Source organism: Nocardia sp. NPDC004068 (assembly GCF_042874315.1).
Classification (GTDB): domain Bacteria; phylum Actinomycetota; class Actinomycetes; order Mycobacteriales; family Mycobacteriaceae; genus Nocardia.
The window spans coordinates 161,716-176,447 of record NZ_JBIAMW010000007.1 but is presented as its reverse complement, the minus strand read 5'-3'; the positions used below and the strand labels follow the sequence as shown (position 1 = coordinate 176,447).

General features: G+C 71.0%; 14 protein-coding genes. 7 read left to right on the top strand and 7 right to left on the bottom strand.

The window, feature by feature from the left end; all coding sequences use genetic code 11:
- Positions 1-87: 87 nt before the first annotated feature.
- The gene (locus ACFYTQ_RS19625; RefSeq protein WP_387362635.1) at positions 88-1,236 is read left to right on the top strand and encodes a GuaB3 family IMP dehydrogenase-related protein; all 1,149 of its coding nucleotides are present in this window, start codon (positions 88-90) and stop codon (positions 1,234-1,236) included.
- 6 nt (positions 1,237-1,242) lie between these two features.
- Here the strand turns inward: ACFYTQ_RS19625 and ACFYTQ_RS19620 are convergent, their stop codons facing one another.
- Entirely contained in the window at positions 1,243-2,040 is a 798-nt protein-coding gene (locus ACFYTQ_RS19620; RefSeq protein ID WP_387362633.1) for an alpha/beta fold hydrolase, read from the bottom strand.
- A gap of 211 nt (positions 2,041-2,251) precedes the next feature.
- Here ACFYTQ_RS19620 and guaA point away from each other — a divergent pair, with 211 nt between their 5' ends.
- Positions 2,252-3,811, top strand: coding sequence for a glutamine-hydrolyzing GMP synthase (guaA, locus tag ACFYTQ_RS19615; RefSeq protein ID WP_387362631.1), 1,560 nt, complete (start codon positions 2,252-2,254; stop codon positions 3,809-3,811).
- Between the two features lie 145 nt (positions 3,812-3,956).
- Complete coding sequence (locus tag ACFYTQ_RS19610; RefSeq protein WP_387362629.1) at positions 3,957-4,391, top strand: ribonuclease domain-containing protein; 435 nt, start codon at positions 3,957-3,959, stop codon at positions 4,389-4,391.
- Between the two features lie 63 nt (positions 4,392-4,454).
- Here the strand turns inward: ACFYTQ_RS19610 and ACFYTQ_RS19605 are convergent, their stop codons facing one another.
- From ACFYTQ_RS19605 to ACFYTQ_RS19595, 3 genes are all read right to left on the bottom strand, one after another.
- Complete coding sequence (locus ACFYTQ_RS19605; protein ID WP_387362627.1) at positions 4,455-4,658, bottom strand: hypothetical protein; 204 nt, start codon at positions 4,656-4,658, stop codon at positions 4,455-4,457.
- Entirely contained in the window at positions 4,651-6,282 is a 1,632-nt protein-coding gene (locus ACFYTQ_RS19600; RefSeq protein WP_387362625.1) for a PspC domain-containing protein, read from the bottom strand. Before ACFYTQ_RS19600 ends, ACFYTQ_RS19605 begins: the two co-directional genes overlap by 8 nt.
- Before the next feature lie 72 nt (positions 6,283-6,354).
- Positions 6,355-6,996 (bottom strand): MspA family porin, encoded by a 642-nt coding sequence (locus ACFYTQ_RS19595; protein ID WP_387362624.1) that lies wholly within the window; start codon positions 6,994-6,996, stop codon positions 6,355-6,357.
- A 177-nt stretch (positions 6,997-7,173) separates the two neighbouring features.
- Here ACFYTQ_RS19595 and ACFYTQ_RS19590 point away from each other — a divergent pair, with 177 nt between their 5' ends.
- Both ACFYTQ_RS19590 and ACFYTQ_RS19585 read left to right on the top strand, forming a co-directional pair.
- Complete coding sequence (locus ACFYTQ_RS19590) at positions 7,174-8,430, top strand: PspC domain-containing protein (protein ID WP_387362622.1); 1,257 nt, start codon at positions 7,174-7,176, stop codon at positions 8,428-8,430.
- Positions 8,431-8,599: 169 nt separating this feature from the next.
- The gene (locus tag ACFYTQ_RS19585; protein ID WP_387363085.1) at positions 8,600-9,238 is read left to right on the top strand and encodes a response regulator; all 639 of its coding nucleotides are present in this window, start codon (positions 8,600-8,602) and stop codon (positions 9,236-9,238) included.
- A gap of 24 nt (positions 9,239-9,262) precedes the next feature.
- On the opposite strand, the gene ACFYTQ_RS19580 is transcribed toward ACFYTQ_RS19585, so the two are convergent.
- Positions 9,263-10,423 (bottom strand): serine/threonine-protein kinase, encoded by a 1,161-nt coding sequence (locus ACFYTQ_RS19580; RefSeq protein WP_387362620.1) that lies wholly within the window; start codon positions 10,421-10,423, stop codon positions 9,263-9,265.
- A 184-nt stretch (positions 10,424-10,607) separates the two neighbouring features.
- Between ACFYTQ_RS19580 and ACFYTQ_RS19575 the strand changes: the two genes are divergently transcribed.
- Both ACFYTQ_RS19575 and ACFYTQ_RS19570 read left to right on the top strand, forming a co-directional pair.
- On the top strand, positions 10,608-11,345 hold the full coding sequence (locus ACFYTQ_RS19575; RefSeq protein ID WP_387362618.1) for a hypothetical protein: 738 nt from the start codon (positions 10,608-10,610) through the stop codon (positions 11,343-11,345).
- A gap of 240 nt (positions 11,346-11,585) precedes the next feature.
- On the top strand, positions 11,586-13,511 hold the full coding sequence (locus ACFYTQ_RS19570; RefSeq protein ID WP_387362616.1) for a DNA polymerase Y family protein: 1,926 nt from the start codon (positions 11,586-11,588) through the stop codon (positions 13,509-13,511).
- Between the two features lie 13 nt (positions 13,512-13,524).
- Here ACFYTQ_RS19570 and ACFYTQ_RS19565 read toward each other — a convergent pair whose 3' ends face one another.
- Both ACFYTQ_RS19565 and ACFYTQ_RS19560 read right to left on the bottom strand, forming a co-directional pair.
- Positions 13,525-13,893: a VOC family protein gene (locus ACFYTQ_RS19565; protein WP_387362614.1), complete on the bottom strand. Its 369-nt coding sequence runs from the start codon at positions 13,891-13,893 to the stop codon at positions 13,525-13,527.
- Positions 13,894-13,923: 30 nt separating this feature from the next.
- Positions 13,924-14,622 carry a class I SAM-dependent DNA methyltransferase gene (locus ACFYTQ_RS19560; protein ID WP_387362612.1) on the bottom strand — a complete coding sequence of 233 codons (699 nt, stop codon included), beginning with the start codon at positions 14,620-14,622 and terminating at the stop codon, positions 13,924-13,926.
- Positions 14,623-14,732 lie beyond the last annotated feature (110 nt).

Below are 14,732 nucleotides of genomic sequence, written 5' to 3'. Positions count from 1 at the left end.
CGGTCCCACTCGGCGGGGACCGGTCTCTCGCCGTGCCCGCCGCGAGCGGTCGCAAGCGCGACCGACGAGATGTAAGGAGAACAACCAGTGCGCGACATGGTCGAGATCGGCATGGGCCGGACCGCCCGGCGTACCTACGAGCTGGACGACGTCGACATCGTTCCCTCGCGGCGGACCCGCTCGTCCAAGCAGGTCTCGCTGGCCTGGCAGCTGGACGCGTACCGCTTCGACATCCCGCTGGTGACCCATCCGACCGACGCGCTGGTGTCCCCGGAACTGGCCGTGGAGCTGGGCCGTCTCGGCGGTCTCGGCGTCATCAACGGTGAGGGCCTGTGGGCCCGGCACGCCGATGTGGCCGCGCGCATCGATCAGCTCGTCGAGGTCGCCGAGAAGGAGGGCACCGAGGCCGCCGTCGCGCTGTTGCAGGAGTTGCACGCCGCGCCCATGCAGCCGGATCTGCTGGCCGCTGCGGTGGCCCAGGTGCGGTCGGCGGGCGTGACGGTGTCGGTGCGCGTCAGCCCGCAGAACGCCCGCACGCTGACCCCCGCGCTGGTGCAGGCCGGTATCGATCTGCTGGTGGTGCACGGCACGATCATCTCCGCCGAGCACGTCAGCGGCGCCGACGAGACCGGTGGCGAGCCGCTGAACCTCAAGACCTTCATCGCCGAACTCGACGTCCCCGTGGTGGCGGGCGGGGTCAGCGATCATCGCACCGCGCTGCACCTGATGCGCACCGGCGCGGCCGGGGTGATCGTCGGCTACGGCTCGACCCCGGGCGCGACCACCACCGGCGAGGTGCTCGGCATCGGCGTGCCGATGGCCACCGCGATCGCCGACGCCGCCGCGGCCCGGCGCGACTATCTCGACGAGACCGGCGGCCGCTACGTGCACGTCATCGCCGACGGCGACATCGTCTCCTCCGGTCAGCTGGCCAAGGCCATCGCCTGCGGCGCGGACGCGGCCATGCTGGGCGTGCCGCTCGCGCTGGCCCAGGAGGCGCCCGGCCGCGGCTGGTACTGGCCGTCGGCGGCCGCGCATCCGTCGGTGCCGCGCGGCGCGCTGCTGAAGTTCGCCGAGCAGGAGGAGCGGCCCGGCCTGCGGCAGTTGCTCTACGGTCCGTCCAACGATCCGTGGGGTTCGATGAATCTCGTTGGCGGCCTGCGTCGTTCGATGGCCAAGGCCGGATACTGCGAACTCAAGGAGTTCCAGCGGGTCGGCCTGAGCGTGCGGGCCTGACCCGAATCACGATGCGCGCGAACCGGCTTCGTCGCGCAGGAAGCCGCGGATGGCGGCGTTGATCCGATCCGGATGGGTCAGGTTCACCGCGTGCCGCGCGCCCTCGATCTCGAGATAGCGCGAATTCGGCAGCGCCCGCGCGGTTTCGCGCGCGTGCCCGCGCGAGACGCCCGCCGCCGTCGGGTGAATCACCAAGGTGGGGCAGGTGATCTCGGACAGCCGCTCCAGCACCGAATCGCGGGCGAGCAGACAGCCCGCGGCCACCTCGAGGTCGGCCGGATCGCGGGCGAGCCAGCGCTCGGTCCACACCGCGCGAAGCCGCGGATCGTCGCCGATCAGCCAGTGCGCCAGCCGGTCCGCCAGCACCCGGCGGGCGGCGGGCTTGTGCCACAGATCCAGGAAGCGCCGGGAATTCGCGAGTTCGTGACGGCCCGGCGCGTGCGCCTCGGTGGCGATCAGGATCAGCGCCGCGACCCGCTCGGGGGCGAGCAGCGCGGCCCGCAACGCGCTGAATCCGCCCTGGGAGATGCCGCCGAGCACCGCGCGTTCGACGCCGAGCTGATCGAGCACGGTCAACGCGTCGCGGGCCGCGGTCCAATAGGTGAACGGCAAACCCTCGTCGCGGGTGCGGCCGTGCCCGCGGGCGTCCCAGGCGACGACGCGGAACTCCGGCGACAGCGCGGCGGCCTGCGCCGCGAACATCGTTCGGTCCATGAAGAATTCGTGCCCGAACAAGACAACCGGGCCGTTGCCGCCACTGTCCTCGAAATGTATTTCGGCGTCGATCGCACGGGCGAATGGCACGAGCACGAGGATAGCTGGCCCGGCACGGGCGCACGTCCGGTTGCCGGGGGCCTGCAAGATCGTTACCGAGCGGGCGGCTGCCACCGGTTCGCCGCGCAGCGGCATTGCGGCCCACCGGGATTCGCGGTCGGCCACCGCGGCGCCCGCGCGCGCTAACACGCGGGGGCGGAGCGGATCGGCGGCGCTCTGACGTGCTCATTAGACTGACCCGGTGGCAGAAACCCAGCGACCAGTTCTCGTCGTCGACTTCGGGGCGCAGTACGCGCAGTTGATCGCGCGGCGGGTGCGCGAATCCAGCGTGTACTCCGAGGTGGTTCCGCACACCGCGACCGTCGAGGAGATTGCCGAGCGCCAACCGCTCGCGGTGATCCTGTCCGGCGGCCCGGCCAGCGTCTACGCCGACGGCGCGCCGAAACTGGACGCGCGGCTGTTCGATCTGGACGTCCCCGTCTTCGGCATCTGCTACGGCTTCCAGGCGATGGCCCAGGCCCTCGGCGGCACGGTCGCCCACACCGGCACCCGCGAATACGGCCGCACCGAACTCAATATCGACGGCGGCCTGCTGCACGGCGGCCTGCCGACCATCCAGCCGGTGTGGATGAGCCACGGCGACGCGGTCACCGACGCCCCCACCGGTTTCGAGGTCACCGGCACCACGCCCGGCGCGCCGGTCGCGGCCTTCGAGGACCGGGCCCGGCGACTGGCCGGGGTGCAGTACCACCCGGAGGTCCTGCATTCCCCGCACGGCCAGCAGGTGCTGAGCCGGTTCCTGCACGAGATGGCCGGGATCAAGGGCACCTGGACGCCCGCCAATATCGCCGACGCGCTGGTCGAGCAGGTTCGCGAACAGGTCGGCGACGGGCACGCCATCTGCGGTCTGTCCGGCGGGGTGGATTCCGCGGTGGCCGCCGCGCTGGTGCAGCGGGCCATCGGCGACAAGCTGACCTGTGTGTTCGTCGATCACGGCCTGCTGCGCGCGGGCGAGCGCGAGCAGGTGCAGCGCGATTTCGTCGCCGCGACGGGAGCCAAGCTGGTCACCGTGGACGCGGTGGACAAATTCCTCGGCGAGCTGAAGGGCGTCACCGATCCCGAGGAGAAGCGCAAGATCATCGGGCGCGAGTTCATCCGCTCGTTCGAGGACGCGGTCACCGGGATCGTCGGCGATCAGGGGGAGACCTCGGTCGAATACCTGGTGCAGGGCACGCTGTATCCCGATGTGGTCGAATCCGGCGGCGGTTCGGGCACCGCGAACATCAAGAGCCACCACAATGTCGGCGGCCTGCCCGAGGACCTCGAGTTCGAACTGGTCGAGCCGCTGCGGCTGCTGTTCAAGGACGAGGTCCGCGCGGTCGGCCGGGAGCTGGGCCTGCCCGAGGAGATCGTGGCCCGCCAGCCCTTCCCGGGGCCGGGTCTGGCCATCCGCATCGTCGGCGAGGTCACCCACGACCGGCTCGAGACGCTGCGCCAGGCCGACGCCATCGCCCGCGAGGAACTCACCGCGGCCGGGCTGGACCGGCAGATCTGGCAGTGCCCGGTGGTGCTGCTGGCCGAGGTGCGCAGCGTCGGCGTGCAGGGCGACGGCCGCACCTACGGGCATCCGATCGTGCTGCGCCCGGTCTCCAGCGAGGACGCCATGACCGCGGACTGGACCCGGCTGCCCTACGACGTGCTCGAACGCATCTCGACCCGGATCACCAACGAGGTCGCCGAGATCAATCGCGTGGTGCTGGACGTGACCTCCAAGCCGCCGGGCACCATCGAGTGGGAGTGAGTGCGGCCCAGCAGATTTCACCGGCCCGCCACGGACGCGACGCGTGCCGTGCCGCGCCGATTCAGCTCGGTTCGCGACGGTTGACGATCGAATGCCCGTGGTCACGGCCGGTCCCGCGACCGGCTCCCGTCTGCGAAGGATGCCGATGAAGGTTCTGGAGAGTACGCCGAAGTCGTTGTGGGCCAGGTCTTTCGCGGCCGTGGTGCTGGCCGCGTTCGCGGCGCTGGCAATGCTGGTCGCCCCGTCCGCCGGGCCGGGCGCGGTCGCCTCGAGCGTCGCCGAGGTGCGCCTGGTCGCCGACGCCGTCCCCGCGCGCGCCTGGGACACGCTGCGCCTGATCGATGCGGGCCAGTGGCCGCCGTCGGACGCCCCCGGCACGCACGGCGGGGAGACCTGGAAGAACCGCGAGGGCCGCCTGCCCGCCACGGACTCCGGCGGCGCGGTGATCCGCTATCAGGAATGGGACGTCAACCGGAAACAGCCGGGGCATAACCGCGATGCCGAACGGATCATCACCGGGAGCGACGGTTCGGCCTGGTACACCGGCGACCACTACGAAACCTTCACGCGCATGCGGTGATTCCTCGATATGCGAAAAGGGCTCGGATCTCATCGGATCCGAGCCCTTTCGCCTTGTTCCGGCCTACCCCTTCTTCCGCGGCGAGATCACCAGGATCACGCCCACCAGAATCGCCACCCCCACCACGATCCAGCCGATGGGCACCGCGCTGTTCGCGGGCCAGGCCGACGGGCCGATGAAGGCCCATACGCTCACCAGGAGCGCCAGCACCCCGGCCAACAGCAGCGAAATCGACGGCCCCCGACGGGTTTCGGACTTGTCACTCATGAATCACCTCCGCGGATCCGGCGTGGACGACGACATTGAGGGTGAGGGTGGGCCCGGTCTGCGGCCCGGTGTAGGCCGGGGGACATCGGACGTCACCCATCTTGGCGACGCAGATCGTGTGCAGCCGCATATTCGACGGCACCAGCACCCGCGCGTCGCCCATCTGCACCGGCACGTTCACCGTCCGGTCCTCGGTCAGATTCAGCGAGCGCAGATCCAGCGTTCCCGAACCCAGCTTCACGCTGTAGGCGGGCAGCAGCTGATCCATTGCGGCGGGCCGCCATTCGTGATCGCCCATCGCACCCCGGTCGAATTCGACGGGCCCCACCATCGAGGCCAGGATCACGAATCCGGCCAGCGGCGCCAGCACCACCATCAGCCCCCACCCCCGCCGCAGGAACGCCCCGAGCAGCAGGCCCAGCCCGACCACCGCGAGCGCCACCGCCCCGATCCGCGCGGGCGTCATCCACTCCACCCCCGATGCGGCCACCGCACCCGCCGCCGCGGCGGCCAGAAGGGCCAGCCCGATCACCAGGGGCGTGAGCCGCGAGCGGGGACGGCGCGGCGTCGGCGGCGCGACGACCGGACGTTCGGGACCGGGCTCGGGCAACTCCCACGCCAACGGCGCGACACCGAGCGGATCCCAGCCGGGCGGGGTGGGGCCGAACCGCGTCGGATCCACCGTCCGCGCGTGTGGCGTCCCGGACGAAACCCGATGTGCCGCTTCGGATTCGTCAGCGGGTGCTTTTCCCGGCATCACCATCGTCTCGGCGTCGTGGCGCAGCTTCGCGGTCTCGGCGTCGTCACCGCCGTCGCGCGGGATCACCGTGGTGGGGGTATCGGCCTCGTCGCGCGGGATCGCCGTCGTCGAGTCGTCGGCCGTGTCGCCCGGCACCGTGTCGGTCGGGTGGTCGACTCCGTCGTGCGGGATCGCGGTCGTCGGCGTACTCGACCCGTGGGTCTCGTCCCGTGGGATCACCTCGGTCGGGGCGGTACGCGAAACCGGTTGTGCCGCAGTATTTCCGGGGGTATCGGGTTCATAGTGGTCGGGCAGTCGGGTGTAGGGCCCGTACTGGTTCGCCGACCACGGCGACCCACCCGGGAAGGCCGTTCCCGGATACCCCGTGGCGGCGATATCGCCCTCGGGCACTCCGGTGTAGCCGATCGGCGGTTCCGGCTGCCGCAGAAACAGCAGCCACCACCCGGCCAGCATGAGCGCCAGGCTGATCAGCCCCGACCCGCCGAGGCCGAGCCCGACCGGTCCCATGGTGCTGACCGCGATCGCCAGCGCCACGATCAAGACGATCGTCTTGGTCGGCGACTGCGCGCTGTACCCCTTGTTGAGCAGCCCCTCGGCGGGGGAGACCTGGTCCTCGGCCGCGGGCAGCAGCAGCCACGCCACCAGGTACAGCACGATGCCCGCGCCGCCGAACAGCGTCGACACCACGAACGCCACCCGGATGAGCACGGGATCCACGCCGTAGCGCTGACCGAACCCGGCCGCGACGCCCGCGATCGGGCCCTGCCGCGGGCGCCGGACGGGCCGCGTGCGCCACAGCTGGTGCAGCTGATCGTTGAATCCGGTTCGGCCGGGGCCCCCGGCCCACCCGCTCGCTCTCGTCATGTTCTCCATGGTGGCCGTGACCAGGCCCGACCGCATCGGGGTTCACCCTGAATGGATTCCTGAATCCGGCCCTCAGCCGATCTGGATCGAATCGCCGAGGATCATTCCGGTGCCGCTGGTCTCGGGCGTGTCCGCGGTGATGCTGGTGTAGGGCCGCAGGGTGAGGGGGCCGACGCAGTTGTCCACCTCGATGCGGAAGTCGCGGCTGTAGAGGGTGCCGGTGGTGTCGTCGCGCAGATCCTTGTCGGCGACCTTGACGTCGGTGATCTTGCCCGGCTTCAGCGAGGCGTCGATCTCCGCCGAGCCGGAGAGGGTGCCGTCGACGACGTCCCAGTAGAGGCCCGGGGAGACCGAACTCGGCGAGACGTACAGATTCCCCGACAGCTCCGAATAGCCCGACAGCCCCACCTTCAACGCCAGCGTGGCGTCCACCTCCGCGGCGCAGGCCACGAAGTATCCGGCGTGCAGCTTGCCGGTCGCGGGCGCCGACGCGCGGCCGTAGAAAGTGCCGTCCGCCAACACCTCTCGATTGGTCGGCATCCCGTTCACCGCGGGAATGGCGTGCGCGGTCTGATCGGCGTTGCCGACGGTGTAGTCCAGTCCGGGGACCGAATACGTCTTCTCCGCGGCGGCGGCCGGTGCCGCCGCGACGCCGATCGTCAGCGCCGCGATCATCGCGCTCTTGCCGTACATCTCGCTCCTGATATCCCGCATCGTGCGCACCCTGCGGTGCGGGGACCACCCTCGAACGCGGTCCCGCAAGATCGTTACCGAGGAAGCTGGCGGATTCCTGTGAGTGAGCCGGGAGTGCCCTGCCAGCCCACCCCGAGCCGGGAGATCGGGGTGTTTCCGGATGGTCGGCGCCCGGCGGGCCGTGCCAGTATCGGAGGCATGTACCCGTCCATGCCCGCGTTCGACGCGCGCGGAATCACCGCCCCCGCGCCGACGGTCCCGCGGTTGCTGCGCCGGTCCGGCGGCCGGGTCGTCGGGGGCGTCGCGGGCGGGATCGCCGATCATCTCGGCGTCGACGTGTTCAAGGTGCGGATGGGCTTCGTGCTGCTGTCCGCGCTCATGGGCGCCGGGATCGTCGCCTACGGCATGTTGTGGATCTTCACCCCCGCCGGTGGCGACGCGCCGCCGCCGTCCGCCTCCGAGCGGCGGCAGGCGGTCGGCATGGTGTTGCTCGGGCTGGCGTTGTCGGTGTCGCTGACCTGGCTGTTCAGCGGGACCGCCGCGCGGGTGCTCGGCCCGATCATCGTGGTCGCGATCGGCGCGGCCCTGGTGTGGCGCGAATTCGACGACGAGGGACCACGTTCCATCATCGGGCTGCCGGTGCGGCCGACCGTGCTCACCTGGACGCGCATCCTGGGCGGGGTGACGTTGATCGTGGTCGGGCTCGGCGTGGTCGTGCTCGCCCGGATCAATCTGAGTTCGCTGGGTTCGGCGCTGATCGCGGTGGCGGTCACGCTGATCGGCGTCGGCCTGCTGACCGTGCCGCTCTGGCTGCGCATGATGCGCGCGTTGAATTCCGAACGCGCGGCCCGCATCCGCAACGAGGAACGCGAGGAGATCGCCTCGCACCTGCACGATTCGGTGTTGCAGACGCTCGCCCTCATCCAACGGCAGGCCGACGACGCGCAGGAGGTCACCCGCCTGGCCCGCAGTCAGGAACGCGAATTGCGCAAATGGCTGTTCGAGGACACCGTCCCCGCCCAGTCCAGCCTGGCCGCCGCCCTGCGCACGATCGCCGGCGAGGTCGAGGACCAGCACGGCGTCCAGGTCACCCCCGTCACGGTCGGCGACGTCTCGATGGACCCCGCCGACACCGGCATCGGCCTCCCCAAGGAACACTTCACCGCCCTCCTCGGCGCCACCCGCGAGGCCCTGGTCAACGCCGCCAAACACGCCGGCGTCCCCACCATCGACCTGTTCGCCGAGGTCGAACCCCACCAGGTCAGCATCTTCGTCCGCGACCGCGGCAAGGGCTTCGACCCCACCCGCATCCCCCCCGACCGCCGCGGCCTCGCCAAATCCATCCGCACCCGCATAGAACGCCGAGGCGGCACCACCGAAATCCACTCCACCCCCGGCCGAGGCACCGAAGTCCGAATCACCCTCCCCCGCAAAGACTCCGACCCCCCCACCTGACCCCAGGTACACCAGTACAGCCGCACCCTTTATTCGAATCCGCACCCGTTGTAAGGCCATGCAGGGGGTGCGGATTCGAATAATGGGTGCGGCTGGGGTGGGGGAAGCTGTGGGGGCGTGCCTCGGTGTGGTAACGATGTCGGTGGTCCAGGTGAGGAGTGCGGTGAGTATTCGGGTTTTTCTGGTCGATGATCATGCGGTTTTCCGGTCGGGGGTGCGGGCCGAGTTGAGCCGGGAGGCCGATATGGAGGTCGTGGGTGAGGCGGGGGGTGTGGCGGAGGCCGTGGCCGGGATCAAGGCGACACGGCCGGATGTGGTGTTGCTCGATGTGCACATGCCCGACGGGGGCGGGGTGGCCGTGTTGCAGGGGATCGAGAGTCCGGGCCCGGTGTGCTTGGCGCTCAGCGTGTCCGACGCGGCCGAGGATGTGATCGCGGTGATCCGGGCGGGCGCGCGGGGTTATGTCACCAAGACCATCTCGGGACCCGAACTGGCCGAGGGCATTCGGCGCGTCGCGGGCGGGGACGCGGTGTTCAGCCCGCGGCTGGCGGGTTTCGTGCTCGACTCGTTCACCGGCCGCTCACCCGCGCCGGAGCCGCCGCTGGATCCCGAACTGGACTCGCTCACCCCGCGCGAACTCGAGGTGCTGCGCCTGCTCGCCCGCGGCTACACCTACCGCGAGATCGCCGAAACCCTGTTCATCTCGGTCAAAACCGTGGAGACCCACGCGTCCAACGTGTTACGCAAGACCCAGCAGTCCAATCGCAACGCCCTCACCCGCTGGGCCCATCGTCGCCGGATCGACTGAGGGTCGGTGTTGCGGCACAACGGATTACATCGCCGCGACGAGAATCACGATCAGAATCAGCAACCCGATCAACAACCCCACCGCGATGGCCAGCGGCGCGGCATTGGGTCCGAGACCGCCCAGTTTGGGCGCACCGCTCGATTGCCGTTGCGGCGCGGGCGCACTCGGGGACATCGCGCGCGGTGGCCGCGGCAGCGGTGAGGAGTGCGGGCTGCGGAGGCCGCTGGCGGAGTTGCGCGCCGCCCAGGCCGGGATCGTGCCGTCCTCGGTGCGCACCGGAGCGTTGAGGATGTAGGGCCCGGTGCCGGGACCGAAGACGGCGGTGAGGATCTCGTCGCGCGCCTGGGCCATGCTCGGACGCCGCTGCGGGGCGGGCTCCATCATGTGCAGCAGCACCTCGGTGAGCGGTCCGCTGCGGCTGGGCGGGATGATCTGCGCCATCGCGGCCCGCTCGACGGTCACATTGTTGTCCTCGTGGAAACCGTACGGCGGCTGACCCTCGACCGCGGTGTAAAGCGTTGCGCCGAGCGAGAATACGTCGCTCGCCGCGGTCGGCCGCATCCCGCGCGCCACCTCCGGCGGCAGATACGCGGGCGTGCCGGTGATGACGTCCTCCGGCTCGTCGCCGGTGTCCCCGGCCCCGCTCGAGATGCCGAAGTCGCTCAGCTTCACCTTGCCCACCTCGGCGCCGCGATCGGCGACCAGGATGTTGCCCGGCTTGATGTCCCGATGCACGATCCCTGCGGCGTGCGCGGCCGCGAGCGCGTCGGCGACCTGCGCGCCGATCTGGGCGACCTCGATCGGCGGCAGCGCCTCGACCAGCGCCATCGCCTTGGCGACGCTGCGCGAGGGCAGATACTCCATCACCAGCCACGGCTCACCCGCCTCGAGCACCACGTCGTAGACCGCGATGGCGTGCTCGTGCGACAGCTTCGCCGCGACCCGGCCCTCGTGGATGATCCGGTTGCGGACCTCGGTGGCCTCCTGCTCGGTGAGTCCGGCTGTGGTCAACACCTGCTTGATGGCGACGTCCCGGTTGAGCAGCCGATCGTGGGCGAGCCACACCGCGCCCATGCCGCCTCCGCCGAGCTTCGACTGCAGGCGGTAGCGGCCGGCGACCAGATATTCGGGGCCGACGATGGGACGGGAGCGTTCGGTCACGGCGCGAGGATAGCCGAAAACCATCCTGACTGGCCTGCTTCGGAACTCGAGCGCGACGGGCGCGGTCCTTGACGGGATCGGGGGGTGGGGTTCTACTGAGAGCAAGTCGAACGTATATTCGAGTCACATCGATAGCTGGATCTGTGCTGAACGGGCTTCGAATCCGGCGTCGATGGGAGTCCATCGGCAGAGGATTGGGTGGTCGAAGATGGGTTCGTCCGAGGCGGTGACCGCGGAGCGGCTGGCCGAGCTGCGCCGGCGCATGGCCGCGATCCCGGCCCGCGGTGCGGTGACGGCCGGGCGGGTACCGGCTGCCGACGAGTTGCGCAGGGAGCCGTTGCCCGTCCCGTCCGCGCTGCTCGAGCTGCTGCCCGAGGGCGGCCTGGCCAGGGGATCGGTGGTGTCGTACTCGGGAGCGACGTCCCTGCTGGCCGGTCTGCTCGCCGCGGTCACCGCCGCCGGGGGCCATGCCGCGGCCGTCGGCCTGCCCCGCCTGGGTCTGCTCGCCGTGGCCGAGATGGGCGCGCAGCTGGGCAGACTGGCCCTGATCCCCGACCCCGGCGCCGATCCGGTCGAGATCGCCGCGGTGTTGCTGGACGGCCTCGACCTGGTGGTGCTCGGCCTGAACGGAATCTCGGTGCCGCCCAGCCGCACTCGCGTCCTGGCCGCCCGCGCCCGCAGCAAGGGCGCCACCCTCGTCGTCACCGGCGGCGCCTGGACGGGCGCGACCCTGCGCATGCACAGCAAGCTCGCCGGATACGAGGGCCTGGGCCGCGGCCGCGGCCGCCTCCGCACCATCCACCTCGACGTCTCCGTCCACACCCGCTCCACCTCCCCCCGCACCGGCCGCCTCACCCTCCACCCCCGCGACGACCGCGTGGAATGGCTTGCGCCCCAACAGAATACGACTCCACCGCTGGAAGTGGTCGGCGATGTGGCGTCATGAGCCTCTCGCGGGCGGCGTGCACGAGGAGATTCGGCAGCCCCCTCGCGGGAGCGCGGACAAGGGAGTCGGCTTACCGCCCGAGTCCGCTCGGGGGGTGCGTATGAGAGGTTCGGCTGCCGTCCGAGCCTTCTCGCGGGATGCGTATGAGAGAGTTCGGCCGCTCAGCCCTCTCCGGAGCGCGCATGAAGAGGCTTGGTCGCCGACTGTCCCAGCGCTCCAGCGGATTTCGATGAGGTGAGCATGCCGACGCGGAAGCGGTCGGGGGCGCGGGTGTTGGCGGTGTGGTGTCCGGATTGGCCTGCGGTCGCGGCCGCCGCGGTGGCCGATGTGCCGCCCACGCGGCCGGTGGTGGTGTTGCACGCCAATCGGGTGGTGGCGTGTTCGGCGGTGGCGCGCGGGGCGGGGGTGCGGCGGGGGCTCAAGCGGCGGGAGGCGCAGGCGCGTTGCCCGGATATGCATGTGGCGCAGTCGGATCCGGATCGGGACGCGCGGCTGTTCGAACCTGTTGTGGCGGCCGTGGACGCGACCGTGCCCGGCGTGGAGGTGCTGCGGCCGGGGCTGCTGGTGCTGTCCGCGCGCGGCGCGGCGCGGTTCTTCGGCTCCGAGGAGGCGGCGGCCGAGCGGCTGGTCGACGCCGTCGCGGCGACGGGGGTGGAATGTCAGATCGGCATCGCCGACGAGTTGTCCACCGCGGTGATCGCCGCCCGTCGCGCCACCCTCGTCGCACCCGGCGCGGGGGCGCGGTTCCTCGCGCCGCTGCCGGTCGCCGAACTCGCCCTCGAACCGAGCCTGGCCGCCCCGGAACGCGAGGAACTGGTGGACCTGTTGCACCGCTTGGGTTTGCGCCGCATCCGCGACTTCGCCGCGCTCACCCCGGTCGAGGTCGCCTCCCGCTTCGGCGCCGACGCCATCCGCGCGCACCGCTGCGCCCGCGCCGAATCCGAACGCCCGCCCTCGGCTCGCCCGCCCGAACCGGATCTGATCGTCGAATATCCCTGTGACCCGCCGATCGAACGCGTCGACGCCGCCGCCTTCGCGGGCCGCCTGCTGGCCACCCGCCTGCACGACCGCCTGTCCGCCGCGGGCGTGGCCTGCACCCGCCTGTCGGTGGTCGCGGAAACGGCCGCGGGCGAACGCCTTTCCCGCATCTGGCGCTGCGCCGAACCGCTCACCCCGGAGGGCACCGCCGACCGCATCCGCTGGCAACTCGACGGCTGGCTCACCCAGCGCGCGCTGTCGGGACAGCACCCGGATCCCGGAGCCGATTTCGGCCGCGTCCACGGCCGGGCCGACCCCGAATCGGAACACCAGCGCCGCGACCCGTACCGAGTCGGTGCACCAGAGACGACGCCGCGCGACGAACCCCGGCGCGGCGACCGGGATCGGCAAACCGACTCGACCACAACAGATTTCGGATCCGATCCGGCGGGGGAAGGAAACGGATCCTCCCGCCGCCCCGGAAGATTGCCTCCCGAGCGCCCGCGCCGACCGTCCGCGGAACCCGCCCCCGACGATCGACGCCCCGGATCGGGCCGAGGAGCGCAGGCCGACGGACATGGTCGCCGCTCGACTCCGGCCGCCGCGATCCCGAGCGCCCCCATCGTCCTGCTGCGCCTGGAACCGGTGGAGGTGGTCGCCTCCGGCGCACTGCAACTCGGCCTGTGGGGCGGGGTCGGGGAGGACGACGAGCGGGCCCGGCGCGCACTGGTCCGCGTCCAAGGACTGCTGGGCGGCGAGGCCGTGCGGATCGGGGTGCTGAGCGGCGGCCGCGGCCCCACCGAACGGGTGACCTCGGTGCCGCTCGGCGACGAACTCGTGCCCGCGGCCGACCCGGGACGACCCTGGCCGGGCCGACTGCCCCAACCCTCGCCGACCGTGGTGCTGCGTAATCATCCGGAGGTCACCCTGGAGGCCGACGACGGCACGCCCGTCTGGACCACCGAGCGCGGGCTGTTCACCGCCGAACCGGCCGTCCTGCGCTGGGGCGACAAGCAGTGGCCGGTGTCCGGCTGGGGCGGACCCTGGCTGCTGGACGAGCGCTGGTGGTCCGGCGACCGCGCGGGCGACTGCGCCGTCCGCGCCCAGGTCATGCTCGACGGCCAGTTCCGCGTCCTGCTGCTGCTCGGCTACGCCGACACCTGGCATGTCGAGGGCCTCTACGAATGACATCCGCGCCCGGTCAGGACCTCTTCGGCAGTTCCTGCACGGCCCACTTGTTGCCGTCGGGATCGGCGAAGTAGGTGAACAGTCCCCAGCCCTCGTCCTTGACCGGCGTGGCCTCGACGCCCGCGGCGACCAGATCCCGGTACGCCTGCTCGGCGCTGGCGACCACCACCTGCATGCCCTCGACGCTGCCCGGCGCGGCCTGCGTGATGCCCCTGCCGATGCAGATCGAACAGCCCGAGCCCGGCGGGGTCAGCTGCACGAAACGGATGTCGGGCGTGGGACTTTCGTCGTAGTCGGCATTGAAACCGATCTTGGTGTAGAAGTCCTTGGCGCGGTCGACATCGGTGACCGGGATGGCGACGAGCTCGATTTTCCAATCCATGCCGCGAAGCATCTCACCGGGCACCGACAACTACGGCCGAGTCCAGGTCAGGGCCATCGTGAAGGGGTGTCCGCGCAGTCGCGCCCACCGGGGTTTGGCCGCCAGCCACGCGTCGTCCACCACCGCCTCGGCCGCCTCGACCAACCGCCAGCCCGCCGCGACACCGGCGTTGACCCGATCGCTGAACAGGTGCAGATGGGTACTGATCGCCAGCGACTCCCCGGTCGCGTCGGTGTAGTGCGTCGGCATGCCCGTCACCATGATGAACTGCGGGTGATAGCTGACCGCCACGAACGCCGCCGTGGGCGCGGCCAGCCGTCGCGCCTCCTCGAACAGCGGACCGAGTTCGGGCAGATGCTCGTCGATGAGCGAACAGATCACCAGATCGTAAGCGCCGCCGGGCAATCCGGTGTCGCGCACATCGGCCAGGGTGAGCGAGTCGTGCGCGCCGCGCTCGCGGGCCCGGGCCAGCATGCCCGCGCTCAGATCCACGCCGTCGATCCGCTCGACGCCCTTGCCGCGCAGCCACGCGCCGGTCCGCCCGGTGCCGCAGCCGAGGTCCACGGCCCGGCGCAGCCGTCCCCATTCGGGTCGGCGCAACCGGTCCAGCAGGGCCAGATCCATCTCGTCCATGACGGTCTGCTCGTAGGTCGGCGCCCAGCCGTCGTATCCGGTGGCGACGTCGACGGTGCGATAGTTCCGGCTGTCGAAATCGGCGAAGGTCGGCATGTCGGCAGTATGCGTGCCGAAGCCGCGACGGCCCAGCCATTTTCGCGGGCCGCTGCGTTCGCGTCCGATCGCCCGATGAGAGAGGTATGCGGACTGCGCCGGGGACTATG